Source organism: Colwellia sp. 6M3 (assembly GCF_014077595.1).
Lineage (GTDB): Bacteria > Pseudomonadota > Gammaproteobacteria > Enterobacterales > Alteromonadaceae > Cognaticolwellia.
Window position 1 is genome coordinate 1 of the sequence record NZ_JACGWF010000102.1, and the last position, 13,414, is coordinate 13,414.

Here is a 13,414-nt window from a genome sequence, read left to right on the forward strand (position 1 = left end):
CTTTGACTAAAGCAATGGCATCTAATTTAAATTCTTTTGAATATTTTTTACGTTTTGTCATTTTCGATCTCCAGTTAAGTTCATTATCTCTTAACTGGGGTAGTCGAATCTATTAAACCACGTCACCATTTAGAAAAAGATAATTGGACAGGTTTAAGATTAGGCTTAATAGAAGAGTTAGAGGCACATTTACACCCACAAGCTCAGATGAAGGTAATTGAAGCATTACAAAATAAGCAAGATATACAGCTAATATTAACTACACATAGTCCAAACTTAGCATCGAAAGTAAAACTAGAAAATATTATTATTTGCCACAATAAAAATGCTTACCCCTTAAATAATAAATGTACGCTATTAGCTCCTGATGATTATAAACACTTAGAACGATTTTTAGACACTACCAAAGCAAACTTATTTTTTGCGAAAGGCGTAATAATGGTTGAAGGTTGGTCTGAAGAAATACTCATACCTGCTCTTGCTAGAAAAATGAAAAAAGACGGTTTAATTACTAAAGATATAACAGAAGCAGGTGTTTCTATTGTAAACGTTGCTAGCGCAGAGTTTATAAAATTCGCTAAGATTTTTTTAAGACAAAAAGAACCTTATCTAACTTTACCTGTTGCTATCATCACCGATGTGGATGTACCAGCTTATGAAAAAGAGTTGGCTATAGACAGCGGAGGCAAAGCTATTAAAAAAGGTAAAAATAATACATACAACTATCTCAAGTGCTGTGAAATTGAAGTTACTAAACAATCTTTATTACGAAAAGAAGAAATAGAAAAAAAGTTTAATAATCAATCTACTCACGTCTTTGTAACTGAAAGCTGGACTTTGGAATATAGTTTACTTATTTCTAGTACTTTAGGGAAACATGTAGAATCTGTTCTATTAGATATGTTTCCAAACATAGACACCTCAAATTATGGAAGCGAATTAGCCAAAAAACTACTAGGGAAAGACATTAAAAAAACTGAATTTTCTTACCAACTTGCAAATTTAATAGACCCTAATTCAGATGATTATGATGATTCAATAAAACTAGATACAACAGATCAGCCAATTGCTTCTCTTATGGAGGCAATTAAAGATGCCTGTAATTAGTATTACTGATGAGGATATTAAATACGCTGAATCTATTTTATTAAAAGCTGGACAAAAATTCGATGATGAACGAATTGAGTTCTTAAAAGACTTAAATACGCTTGATTTACAGGCCGTCCCAGGCAGTGGAAAGACAACGATTCTCTTAGCAAAACTATTGATTTTTGAACGTTATATGCCTTTCAAAAGCGGCTCTGGTGTATTAGTAATATCTCATACAAATGCGGCAATTAATGAAATAAAAAACCGTATTGGTCCTTACTGTCCAAAATTATTTTCTTATCCAAATTTTGTTGGAACAATTCAAGGCTTTGTTAATGAGTTTTTAGCTAAGCCTTATTTTAAGCAGAGCTTTGGAAATGATATTATTAAAATATGTGACCAAGCATATGCGCAGCAAATAAAAAACAAATTAACTTTCGATTTATTTGGTCAAAGAGAGTCGTTCAAAAAAGTTAAATATATTTTCTCCTGTAACGACTCAAAGATATTTAATTATCGTTTTTCGCAAGAACCCAAGAGTAGAGATTTAGTCAGCACAATAAATGGTTCTAATTTAAAAATAAATAAGCCGAAACCAAAGTCCATAAACTATCAAGATTATTCAGATGAAGAAAAGTCAGATATTTTAGATTATTTATTTAAATTAAAGTGGAAAGTCCTTGCCGAAGGTTATCTACACTTTGATGATGCTTATGCTTTAGCTTATAAATACTTATATGCTCAACCACAGATAATCAATATTATTCAACGGCGTTTTTCTTATGTATTTGTTGATGAAATGCAAGATATGGATGAACACCAATACCAAATTTTAGAAATGTTGTTTTTTGGTAACGAGATTTGTAAATCTGTATACCAACGTGTCGGCGATAAAAACCAGGCGATTTTTAATGGTGATATTAAATTAGATGAGATATGGATAGATCGAAAAATAGTAAAAAAAATCACTGGCAGCCATCGTTTATCACCTCAAATCGCTAGCCTCACAAATCAATTCAGTTTAACGAAATCGAATATAATAGGCTTAAATCCAGATAGTAATATAAAACCACTGATACTTATTTATACCACTGAAAATAAAGAAAAAGTAATCGAGTTCTACACATCGATAATTAATGAGTTAACTGAGAAAGGCATACTCCCCTCTTCCTCTTCAAAGACAATAGCAGCTGTAGCATGGGTTACAGGGAAGAAAGATAAAGAAATACAAATCACGCTACCTAGTTATTATCCAAGCTATAGCCGTGAACAAGAAAAACCTAAAAGTGAGTATAACTGTTTAGCGCAATATTTAATCTGTTTTGAACAAATTGATAGCAGTTTAAAACCAATTGCTTTCAACATTAAAAGTGCAATTATGAAATCGCTTAGAATAGTGAATATTAAGGGTGATGATGGAAAATTCTTTAAAGAATCGACTTTTAGAAAGTTGCTGCTAGAAAAGTCACTATTAAATGAAAAAGAGGTAACATTTGAAAAGAATATTTACATGTGGTCAATCAACGTAATGAGGGGAAACCACAAGGATGTATTGGGTGAACTACAAGTTTATATTATTTCAATTTTCAATGAATTATTCCCAGAATACATTCCAGAACATAATTTTTTATATGATCACTATTTACCGAATATTAACGAGTCCGCTACGCCTGAATTAACAAATAGTAATATTTTATTCAACACAGTGCATGGTGTAAAAGGGAATACGCATTTAGCAACTTTATATTTAGAATCCTTTTATTATGGTGAGTATGAATCTACTTTATTAAGTGAAGTATTTAATGGTGTATGTAGTATGGATTTTATTAATAACATTGAAAAAAAAATTAACCAACTAAATTTTGAAATTGTTGAATTGAATAAAAAAGGTAAAAAAGGAGCTATAAAACGGCAAGATGAAATTAGCACGTTAAATACAAAAATGGATAATATAAAAAGATACTCTAAAATGTTGTACGTTGGCTTTTCTAGACCAACACATTTATTAGCCTTTGCTGTAGAAGAAACTAGATTTAATGCATTAACTATTAATGAAGATGTTTGGGATGTAACTTATGTTTAACCAGTAGCAGCTTAGATAGCTTATTTACTTTTTTGTCTGTAAAGCTAGTCCACTTCAGTTTTTCGGTTATTAACAATATGGTCGATAATTTAAGACCTTTAAAGTTACTATAATATCTACATTATCAATTAAGGTTTGAGCCTGTTAGCTGTTACTTTCACTAATTATAACAATATCTACAGTAGATGTTATTTTTACACCTTATTTTTATATTGTGTCCATTAAAACCTTTATTCCATCTTATCTAGCACTCACTCACTCACCAAACATCTACAAACACTACTAGCTAAAAGGTTGTAGAATGTCGAAGGCGGCGTTAAATGCAGCAGCTATGTCGTTGAGTCATGATCTAGCTCATAACAAGGTTGCGGTTGGAGTTTACCATCCCGGTTATGTGCAAACCGATATGGTGAATTACGGGGGGGATATCAGCGCAAGTGATTCTGCTAAAAAACTGGTGGGTTTAATTAATAATCTTACCCTGATAGAGAGTGGCGTTTTTAAACACTCTAATGGCAGTATTTTACCTTGGTGATAAAGGCACAACCAGTGCCAAATATTGCTAAGCCTTTAAATGTTAATCATATAAAAATATGGCAAACCGTGCAGGCAATCCCCTTGGGAAAAGTCGCCAGTTACGGCCAAATTGCAGATTTAGCTGGTTTACCTGGGCGCGCACGTTTAGTTGGGAAAGCGCTAGGCGCTGTCCTTAATGATGGTTGGCGTGGGCGAGAGGTACCTTGGTATCGAGTAATTAACTCTCAAGGAAAGATTTCATTTGCACCGGGTAGTGAGCACTTTGAACGGCAACGCGGATTACTTCAAGATGAGCAAGTCATCGTTATTGGCGCACGCATTCATTTAAAAACCTTTCAATGGCAACCGACTTTAGCCGAGTTGTTATTTACGTTAGATACGTAAAGTTTTTGATGAAAACAACCGCTAAATGAGTGGTGACAAACTTAGTGTGTGCAGGTTTAATTATAGCTCAGTCACTGTTACACATGCAGGCTTGATTCGAATACACCTAAGTTAAGGTAATATATACCTCCATGATAACAAGATTTGCAGTGTTAGCTTGATTAAAATTGATTACTTTCATTGATTAAAGAACATTCGGATATTAAGCCAGTTTTTGTTACCGCGCCTTATTTTTTATTGCCAATTTAGACGGGTAACGCTTAATAAGTAAATAGTGATTTTTACGGTTATTAATAAAAATTCATTGGTTAAAAAAGCTTAAACTTCCATAAAACATAAACAAGAAGTGTGCAATATTTATAAGCTTATCTCTAAGCGAGTTTATTAAACTATATTTGTTGTTAAAAAATTCATATCCCCGAGGTTCATAAATCAAGAAGTAAACAACATCATTAAAAAATGCACATTCTAAGTAGGATCAATCATCAAAAAGAGTTTTAGTTAAGCAATAAGTTGAGAATTCAGAAGAGCATAATTCGTTTATTTTATTGATAATTATTGTTCGAAATTTAAATCAATTAAGTACAGAAAGAAGTCAGTTATCTTTTCGTACTTGCAGCTTAACGAAAATACAAGACATTGAGTTTTAGCCTAGGTAGAGTAAGTTAATCAATTTTCCGTGGGTTATGATCAACGATGGATCAAGTTTTATTCTTCACTGATTATAAATATTGGATTATATTTTGACTATATCTGGAGCCAACAATGAATCGCCATTTACTATCTATTTTAATTTCATCTGCACTAACTTTATCGTCTTTTACTGCCAGTAATGTTTTAGCCTTTGAGCAAAATACTGCAGACGCTATTGCCAAAGATTACCAACAGCACTTAGCGCCGTTATGGGATCATTTTCATCGCAATCCTGAATTGTCTTTAATGGAAACTAAAACAGCAAAACGTTTAGCCCAAGAGTTGAGCGCTGTTGGCTATGAAGTTACACAAGGTGTCGGCGGAACAGGTATTGTCGCTATAATGAAAAATGGCATAGGGCCAATGGTGATGGTTCGAGCTGATATGGACGGGTTACCTGTCGTTGAACAATCAGGTTTAGCGAACGCTTCTACGGTCAAAATGAAAGATTGGAACAATGAAGTTGTGGGCGTTATGCACGCTTGTGGACATGATGTTCACATTACAAGCTTAGTTGGTACTGCACGCTATATGGCTGAAAACAAAGATAAATGGTCAGGCACGTTAATGCTTATAGGGCAACCTGCTGAAGAAAAAGGTCCAGGTGCTTCAGCAATGATGGCCGATAACTTATGGCAGCGCTTTGGACAGCCTGATTATGCTTTTGCATTTCATGTTAGTGCTAACTCAGAAGCAGGTAAAATAATTGTTGATGAAGGCTCTCCATATGCTGGCGCTGACACGGTTGATATAACGGTGCATGGCATTGGTGCTCATGGTGCATCGCCACACCAAGGTAAAGATCCAATTGTGATTGGTGCTCAAATTGTTAATAACTTACAAACGATTATTAGCCGTGAATTGGCACCTCGCTATGCTGGAGTTATCACAGTCGGGGCATTTCATGCGGGCACTAAACACAATATTATTTCGGATGAAGCTAAGCTGCAGTTGACTGTTCGTAGCTTAACACCTGAAGTGCGTGAGCAACTACTTTCGGCAATTAAACGAATAGCCATTGGCACTGCGCGCACTGCAGGTATGCCAGAAGATAAGCTACCTGAAGTGGTGGTGAGTGAATTTGCTTTCCCGCCGACATTTAACGATCAAAAACTGGCCAAGCGCTTGAAAGGCGTATTAAACCAAAAAATGGGCGCCGATGCATTACTTGAACCTGCAGAAACAGGTATGGGTGCGGAAGACTTTGGCTTTTTTACGACAGACCCTTATATTCCTAGCGTTTACTTTAAAGTAGGTGGAACGCCAAAAGCCGATTTTGAACGTGCTGCTAATGGTGGTCTACCTGTGCCGAGTCATCACAGTCCACAATTTAAAATAACACCAGCGCCTGCCATTAAATCGGGTGTAGAGGCAACAGTTCACGCATTACTTGATGTGATGGCTAAGTAGGAATAGTTAAGTCGTATTTCTTAAGTAGTAATAAGAGCTATAGCGTAATTAACGGTAATAACTTTTTACTGTTAATTACGCATAAAAAAGCCCAGTCAAAGACTGGGCAAAATAACAGGGAGAAACAAATCAAAGTAGAGTGTTAACTTTTATCTAAAACCTTACTTTGTTGCAATAAACTTTTACCGTTAATAGCAATTTTTCTTGGTTTTAACGCTTCTGGAATTTCTCTTTCTAAATCAATGTGTAATAAACCATGTTCAATAAATGCACCGATAACTTTAACATGATCACCTAATTGAAATTTACGTTCAAAGTTTCTATCAGCAATGCCTTGATGGAGAAACTTACGATCAGCATTGCTGACGTTGCCAGTTTTAGTACCGGTGACAATTAAGGTGTCTTGTTTAGATTCAATATCAAGCTCTTGCTCAGCAAAACCAGCTATTGCCATGGTTATACGATATTGATCCTCGGCGAGTAACTCTACGTTATACGGAGGGTAAGAAGATTGTTTGTCTGCTCTTGATGCTTTGTCGATTAAACCAGCTAAGTGATCGAATCCAATAAATGAGCGGTAAAGTGGGCTGAAATCTGTAGTTGTACGCATAATTCATATCCTATTTAAAGTTTAGCAATATGTTGTCTCTGTAAATATTTTCGGATGCTAATACCAGCTTATGCTGCGAATTATTACATCTGAAATTTAATGTTTTCAGAGTTTAATTGTGCCTTTCAAAATTGAACAGGCGGTTAATGTAGACCCTATCGGCGACTACACTATTAAAGATGGGATTAATGAATATAATTTCAAGAGCAATTCTAATTATTTTTTCAAATAAAATGAAATATTAAAGTTTTATTTTTGCATCTCATTGTTTTCATTGGTTATTGTTTTTTTTGATTTTTTGATTTTTTGGTGGGATTATTCCGTAGCTAGCTAAGTTGTTATAGTCAGAGGGTAGTATCTTACTCGCCCCTGACTATTATAATAACTAAAATGTCGTTATTCCGATTGCTCATTCATAGTCGGTTCAACGGGTTTTACGGTTTGGCTCATTGATTTTAATTTTGTAAGAGCTGTTTCATAATCGGGGTGTTGAGAGATGTTCGCGACTAATTCTTTATAGGCGACTACTCCATCAGTATCAATAATGATAATAGCGCGTGTTAGTAACCCCATATCTTTAATCAGTAAACCATAATTATGACCAAAATCACGCCAAACCGCGTCTGATAATACTCTGATATTGTCTACCTTTTCTGTTTTACAAAAGCGCTTTTGAGCAAAAGGTAAATCATTGCTTATTGTTAACATAACAACATCTTCAGGTAGGTTTGCGACCTCGTCATTAAAGCGTTTAGTTTGAATAGAGCAAACACCAGTATCTAAACTTGGTACCACTGAAATTAATACGGATTTAGGCTTAAATTCAGATAATGTAACAGGAGAGAATGACTCTGTTACTACTTTAAAGTCAGGTGCTTGATCACCCACGTTTATTTGGTTACCTAGCAAAGTTACATACTTATTGCCTGCCATAACTAAGTTGGTTGTTTCGGTCAATTCAGCAGCAGAAGTTTCTGCCATTGCTGAAAACATAAATACTGAGCTGAGTAGAGCAATTGCGGGTAATTTTAAAATTTTCATTATTAGGTTATTTACTTAAGGTAAAATAGATCTCAAGCTTACCTAGGTGACGTAAAAAATGCGAATTAATCGTGTTTTATTTTTAAAATCAAACTATGATTTAAGGTAGTGCTGTGAGTTTATATCGATTATTTAGTCACTTAAATTTATTAGCTGTATAACTTACAAACATTTTAATGATCCATTCTCCTACAGTAACTTAGGATTTTTCAGTTATGCCAACTTCTTTACTTATTTGTGACGACTCTACTATGGCGCGAAAACAAGTCGCGCGTTCGCTGCCAATTGGTTGGGATGTAGATATAACTTTTGCCACTAATGGAGTTGAAGCTTTATCAGCAATTAAAGCGGGTAAAGGAGATATATTATTACTTGATTTGAATATGCCTGTAATGGATGGTTATCAAGTGTTAGAAGCCATTGTTAAAGAAGACCTGCCAACATTAGTTGTTATTATATCGGGTGATATTCAGCCCGAAGCTCACAAAAGAGTCACAGCATTAGGTGCACTAGATTTTATCAAAAAACCTATAGATAAAGATAAGCTTGCGACAGTTTTGCTAGCTTATGGTATTTGCAGTTCTGATGACGTGGCTATTTCTGAAGCAGGCGCACCCACGAGACAAAAACCATCACAAACAGCACCCGAAAACAAAGATAATGCTGGCGTCGAAAGTCAAAATTCAGCGGTTAATAAATCACTACATTCGGATCAGAGTGAGTTCAAAGTAGATAGTAAGTTACTTGATTGTTATCAGGAGATTGCTAATGTAGCGATGGGACAAGCGGGGGATTTACTCGCCCGCTTATTGGGTGTTTTTGTCGTACTTCCCATTCCGAATGTAAATTTTATCGAAGTAAGCGAACTTACCATGGCGCTTAGCGATGTTGAGGGCAAAGATACCACATCAGGCATATGCCAAGGCTTTATTGGTGCGGGTATTTCTGGTGAAGCATTACTTATTCTTAATGACTCTAGCTTTAAAGATATCGCCTCTTTAATGAAGTATGACGACTCCATTAGCAGTAACTTAGCCGGTAATTCAGCAAGTACTTTTGATCAGACCGTTGAGTTAGAGTTACTGATGGATATGGCCAATATTCTTATTGGTGCTTGCTTAAATGGTATTTCGTCGCAACTAGATATGTCATTTAGTCAAGGCCACCCAGTAGTACTAGGCCAACATAGAAAAATATCGGAACTCATCGCGACCAATACTAAAAAGTGGAAGAAAACGCTCGCCATCGAGATTAGCTACGGAATTGAAAATTACGCCATTAAATGTGATTTACTTCTGCTATTTACAGAAAAATCAGTCGCCACATTTAATAATAAAATTGCTTATTTGTTGGATTAATCATGTCAGTGCAAACAGAAGAGTTAAATGAGTTACATTGGATGATGGAAATGCTTCATAACATCGAGGTTGGTTTAGTCGTACTCGACCGTAATTACACCATCCAAATTTGGAACGGTTTTATGGAGAACCATAGTGGATTATTGCCTCGTGATGTTAAAGGAAAGTCAGTGTTTGGGCTTTTTGATGAAATACCCGAAGAATGGTTTCGTCGTAAAGCTGAGTCAGTATTTTTATTGAAGAATAAAGCTTTTACGATTTGGGAGCAGCGCCCGTATGTTTTTAAGTTTGATAATTATCGTCCTATAACCGGTAGCGCTGAATTTATGTACCAAAACACAACATTTATTCCATTAATGTCTTCTACTGGGGGCGTTTCTCATCTGTGTTTGTTAGTTTACGATGTTACTGATAATGCCACTCATAAAATAGAATTAGAGCAAGCTAATGCTGATTTAGCGGTGTTGAGTCAAGTTGATGGTTTAACTCAATTATTTAACCGAAATCATTGGCAACAATGTATAGAGATTGAATTTAAGCGATATATTCGTCATAAGCTTACCAGTACATTAGTTATGTTGGATATTGATAAATTTAAAGTGGTTAATGACAACTATGGTCATACAGTTGGCGACGATGTCATCAAGCATCTAGCACAAGTAATTCGCGAACAAGTACGTGAAACTGATATTGCAGGGCGTTATGGTGGCGAAGAATTTGTAGTTTTACTCTCAGGTACTCATGCCAAAGACGCGTTGATATTTACTGAACGTTTACGAAAAACGGTTGAGTCTTCAGTCTATATTCATAATGATATTGAGATAAAATACACCATTAGTATTGGCGTTGCCGAAGTCCTTGAAACCTATAACTCGGTCTCTCAGTGGCTTGAAAATGTTGATAAAGCGTTATACGAATCAAAGAATAATGGCCGAAATAGGGTGACTCTTTATCAGGAATAAAGCTGTACTCGATTTTGTTAACCGCTTTGAAAGTTAACAATTGAAATGATGCTAACGTATTGAAAAACAGTGAAGTTAATATGAACTAAGTTATGTTGACATTCAAAGATAAATAAAGCGGATTAGGCTTTATTTATCTTTGAAACAATCTTATTTAGTCGCAGATATAATGAATGTAAACGTGTTTTAGTCGCTATGATTTTTCATTTAGCTAAATTACGTCTTATTAGAAGGTGTAGTTAACCAGCGCAGTACTTGGCTAAGCACTATCGCTATTAAAACACCACCGGCGTTAGCGACCATATCTAACCATTCACCATAGCGGTTAACATGTGGTTGAATCAATTCAATTAAGCCACTCCAGACAATAAATAATAAAGCAAAAGCTAACCAATATTTTGGCCGCCTTAATGCTACCGGTAACATTAAGGCGCAATAGGCGATAAAATGATGTGTTTTATCGCTGCCAGGCGCTGCAGGTAAGTGTTCTACAGGAAACAATGACCCAACGGTTATAAGTGTGAGTACGACCAGCGTAATCGCTTGCCAAAAGCGCTTAATAAAGTTTGTGATTATGGTTAGCATTGTTATTTTTTATAGACCAATTTGCCATTCACCCATGTTTTATCAACTTTGATTGTCCAAATGTCTTGTTCTGGGATGGTAAATAAGTTTTTATCTAACAAGATAAAATCAGCTTTCTTTCCCTTTGCTAAACTGCCAATAATGTTTTCTTGATGACCAGAGTAAGCCGCATCTAGGGTAAAGCTTCTAAATGATTCTAGTGGCGTCATTTTTTCATCAGCAAACCATCCTCCTTGTGGGCTATTTTTATGGTCTTGGCGCGTAATTGAGGCATGTAGACCAAAAAATGGATTAGGTGATTCAACCGGGAAATCAGAACCTGCAGCAATAACCGCGTTAGCATCTAAGAGTTTTCTCCAGGCATACGCGCCTAATATTCTATTTGGCCCAAGTCTATCTTGTGCCATGTTTTTATCACTAGTCGCATGGGTTGCTTGCATAGCAGCAATGACGTCTAGTTCTGCAAATCTTGGGATATCTTCAATGCGCAGTACTTGAGCATGTTCAACGCGGTGACGTAAAGCACCTGTTTTTGTTGCTTTAATATATTTTTCGTAAGTATCTAGTACCAATTTATTGGCGTGATCACCAATAGCGTGACTATTCACTTGAAAACCCTGCTGCATTGACGTATCTACTAAGTTTTCAAACTCTTTTGGAGTATTTAGCAGTAAGCCTTTATGGCCAGCGTGATCAGAATAATCTTCAATTAATGCTGCTCCGCGACTACCTAAAGCGCCATCGGCTTGAATTTTTACACTATTAAAAGTGAACATATCGTCTTTACTACGATATTGCCCGCTGGCTAATGTTTGCTGCCAATTAGGCGATGGTAAATACAGCATGGCATTAACGCGAATGCTCATGGCGTTTTCTTGGCTTAACGCTTTAAAAGCATTAAGGTTGTCTGTATCAATACCGGCATCGTGAACACTAGTCAGGCCAAAACTGGCAAGAGAGTCCATCGCTTTTACTAACACTTGTTTTTGTTCTTTAACGGTTAAAGGGGCGATACTTTTATTGATCAAGTCCATGGCATTATCGATAAAAACACCGGTTGGCATACCGTTTTTATCTTTAATTATTTCACCGCCATCAGGCGATACAGTGTCTTTAGTGATTCCCGCCAATGCCATTGCTTTTGAATTAGCCCAGCCTGCATGGCCGTCAACCCGATCAAGCCAAACAGGCTGATCTGGAAAATATTTATCTAAACTCTCTGCAGTAGGAAAGGCATTACTTGGCCATTGAGTTTGATTCCAACCACGGCCTTGTATCCATGTTAACTCGGTATTGTTTTTTGCATAGTCTAGCGTTTTATTAATAGCGTCTTGTTCAGAGGTAGTATTGACCAAATCTGCACGCAATAAACTTAAGCCGTAACTTAAAATATGACCGTGAGAGTCAATCAACCCTGGGATAAGTGTCTTGCCTTCACCATCTATAATCGTTATTTTATTTGATGATGGTAATGCATCTTTTGCTGAATAGATTTTATCAATTTTATCGTCAGTAAATGCAATGGCGCTAAAGCTTTCAAGGTTCTGTCCATTGATGGTATAGCCTTGAATATTAGTGATTAGTGTAGTTTTTGCAATAGCGATTGCGGGGCTCAATGTGGCGAGAAATAGCGCTACTTTTACTGCACTTGATAGACTCTTCATAATACTTCCTAGGATACTTAAGTGGGCAAATACTAGCATGAAAAATAATGAAGTATCATCTTTTTCGAAGAGGTAATAGAAAGTTTTCAACTATAAAAAATATAGAGCTTTTAGGCTCTATATTTCAGCTAAAATAATTATTAGGTTATGTAAGCTAGTCGGCTAAATCGTGCGAGTTGCTGTTGCTGGCGGTATTAATGCGGCTTTACGTGCTGGGTATAGTACAGCTATTTGCCCAACAACAAATAACGTTACAATACCAAAAAGTATTAATTCAAAACCTATTGGGGATAAATTAAAGGTACTAACCAACCACATATTGAGTCCAATAGCGCCAATACAACCGATAATATTGCCAAAAGTAGAGATAATAAGGTTTTCCATCATAAAATAACGCATTATTTGCCCTTTTGTTGCACCGAGCGCACGACGAGTGCCAATTTGTTTTGTACGACGATTAATGCTGAAAATAGCTAGGCCGACAATACCAAAGCCGGTGATTAAGGTTAAGGTTATGACAACGGTGGTTAATATTTTATTCGTTGCATTATGCTGCTGATAACTTCGGTTTCGTGTATCTTCAGTCGTTGTTACGCGACGAATAATACGTTCTTTATCGCTTTCTGCTAATGCTTTTTCAATAATCGGCATTAACTCGTCCCGTCTTCCTTTTTCGGTACGAATGAAATAATAACCGCCTTTTGCTTCACGCTGAAATGGTACAAGCATACTGCGTTCGACCCCATTCCAACCGTTCCATGGTGCTTGTAATGCTTTCACAATTCCAATAATTTGCATGGGTTGTGTTTGTGAAATATAAACCGTTTTTCCTACAGCAGATTGCCAGTCATTGGGGTATAAATTTTCTGCGAAAGCTTGCGTAATAATGGTTTTATCGGGCCACGTTGACTGACCATCTTTACGTAACTCAACATCACCTTGTTTGAAGTTAGCACCCGCTATAAGCTCTAAACCTAGTGTGTTGATGCCATGATCAT

12 protein-coding genes are annotated in these 13,414 nt (G+C 36.1%); 7 read left to right on the forward strand and 5 right to left on the reverse strand.

Annotated elements, in window-relative coordinates; genetic code table 11:
* The first annotated feature begins 168 nt into the window (after window positions 1–168).
* From H4J50_RS16440 to H4J50_RS16460, 5 genes are all read left to right on the forward strand, one after another.
* Entirely contained in the window at window positions 169–1,107 is a 939-nt protein-coding gene (locus H4J50_RS16440) for a TOPRIM nucleotidyl transferase/hydrolase domain-containing protein (RefSeq protein ID WP_310733278.1), read from the forward strand.
* Window positions 1,094–3,172, forward strand: a complete 2,079-nt coding sequence (locus tag H4J50_RS16445; protein WP_081149275.1) for a UvrD-helicase domain-containing protein — start codon at window positions 1,094–1,096, stop codon at window positions 3,170–3,172. Before H4J50_RS16440 ends, H4J50_RS16445 begins: the two co-directional genes overlap by 14 nt.
* A gap of 301 nt (window positions 3,173–3,473) precedes the next feature.
* Window positions 3,474–3,707 (forward strand): SDR family NAD(P)-dependent oxidoreductase, encoded by a 234-nt coding sequence (locus H4J50_RS16450; RefSeq protein WP_182257390.1) that lies wholly within the window; start codon window positions 3,474–3,476, stop codon window positions 3,705–3,707.
* 14 nt (window positions 3,708–3,721) lie between these two features.
* On the forward strand, window positions 3,722–4,093 hold the full coding sequence (locus H4J50_RS16455; protein WP_310733277.1) for an MGMT family protein: 372 nt from the start codon (window positions 3,722–3,724) through the stop codon (window positions 4,091–4,093).
* Between the two features lie 765 nt (window positions 4,094–4,858).
* Window positions 4,859–6,196 (forward strand): amidohydrolase, encoded by a 1,338-nt coding sequence (locus H4J50_RS16460; protein WP_182257391.1) that lies wholly within the window; start codon window positions 4,859–4,861, stop codon window positions 6,194–6,196.
* A gap of 142 nt (window positions 6,197–6,338) precedes the next feature.
* Here H4J50_RS16460 and H4J50_RS16465 read toward each other — a convergent pair whose 3' ends face one another.
* Complete coding sequence (locus tag H4J50_RS16465; RefSeq protein WP_108455329.1) at window positions 6,339–6,806, reverse strand: Hsp20 family protein; 468 nt, start codon at window positions 6,804–6,806, stop codon at window positions 6,339–6,341.
* A 396-nt stretch (window positions 6,807–7,202) separates the two neighbouring features.
* Window positions 7,203–7,847 carry a thiol peroxidase gene (gene tpx / locus H4J50_RS16470; protein WP_182257392.1) on the reverse strand — a complete coding sequence of 215 codons (645 nt, stop codon included), beginning with the start codon at window positions 7,845–7,847 and terminating at the stop codon, window positions 7,203–7,205.
* 215 nt (window positions 7,848–8,062) lie between these two features.
* Here tpx and H4J50_RS16475 point away from each other — a divergent pair, with 215 nt between their 5' ends.
* Window positions 8,063–9,205, forward strand: coding sequence for a response regulator (locus tag H4J50_RS16475; protein ID WP_108455331.1), 1,143 nt, complete (start codon window positions 8,063–8,065; stop codon window positions 9,203–9,205).
* Window positions 9,206–9,207: 2 nt separating this feature from the next.
* Window positions 9,208–10,167 carry a diguanylate cyclase gene (locus H4J50_RS16480; protein ID WP_108455332.1) on the forward strand — a complete coding sequence of 320 codons (960 nt, stop codon included), beginning with the start codon at window positions 9,208–9,210 and terminating at the stop codon, window positions 10,165–10,167.
* A 216-nt stretch (window positions 10,168–10,383) separates the two neighbouring features.
* On the opposite strand, the gene H4J50_RS16485 is transcribed toward H4J50_RS16480, so the two are convergent.
* The 3 genes from H4J50_RS16485 to H4J50_RS16495 form a co-directional block, all read right to left on the reverse strand.
* Window positions 10,384–10,752 carry a VanZ family protein gene (locus H4J50_RS16485; protein WP_182257393.1) on the reverse strand — a complete coding sequence of 123 codons (369 nt, stop codon included), beginning with the start codon at window positions 10,750–10,752 and terminating at the stop codon, window positions 10,384–10,386.
* A 2-nt stretch (window positions 10,753–10,754) separates the two neighbouring features.
* Window positions 10,755–12,416, reverse strand: a complete 1,662-nt coding sequence (locus H4J50_RS16490) for an amidohydrolase (RefSeq protein WP_182257394.1) — start codon at window positions 12,414–12,416, stop codon at window positions 10,755–10,757.
* Between the two features lie 162 nt (window positions 12,417–12,578).
* A partial coding sequence (locus H4J50_RS16495; protein WP_182257395.1) for an ABC transporter permease occupies window positions 12,579–13,414 on the reverse strand: 836 nt, incomplete at its 5' end.

What these genes read in the sequence shown, in the direction of transcription:
- H4J50_RS16445 (WP_081149275.1), top strand. Translation starts at nt 1,094, where the DNA reads ATGCCTGTAATTAGTATTACTGATGAGGATATTAAATACGCTGAATCT.
- H4J50_RS16450 (WP_182257390.1), top strand. Translation starts at nt 3,474, where the DNA reads ATGTCGAAGGCGGCGTTAAATGCAGCAGCTATGTCGTTGAGTCATGAT.
- H4J50_RS16460 (WP_182257391.1), top strand. Translation starts at nt 4,859, where the DNA reads ATGAATCGCCATTTACTATCTATTTTAATTTCATCTGCACTAACTTTA.
- H4J50_RS16465 (WP_108455329.1), bottom strand. Translation starts at nt 6,806, where the DNA reads ATGCGTACAACTACAGATTTCAGCCCACTTTACCGCTCATTTATTGGA.
- tpx (WP_182257392.1), bottom strand. Translation starts at nt 7,847, where the DNA reads ATGAAAATTTTAAAATTACCCGCAATTGCTCTACTCAGCTCAGTATTT.
- H4J50_RS16475 (WP_108455331.1), top strand. Translation starts at nt 8,063, where the DNA reads ATGCCAACTTCTTTACTTATTTGTGACGACTCTACTATGGCGCGAAAA.
- H4J50_RS16480 (WP_108455332.1), top strand. Translation starts at nt 9,208, where the DNA reads ATGTCAGTGCAAACAGAAGAGTTAAATGAGTTACATTGGATGATGGAA.
- H4J50_RS16485 (WP_182257393.1), bottom strand. Translation starts at nt 10,752, where the DNA reads ATGCTAACCATAATCACAAACTTTATTAAGCGCTTTTGGCAAGCGATT.
- H4J50_RS16490 (WP_182257394.1), bottom strand. Translation starts at nt 12,416, where the DNA reads ATGAAGAGTCTATCAAGTGCAGTAAAAGTAGCGCTATTTCTCGCCACA.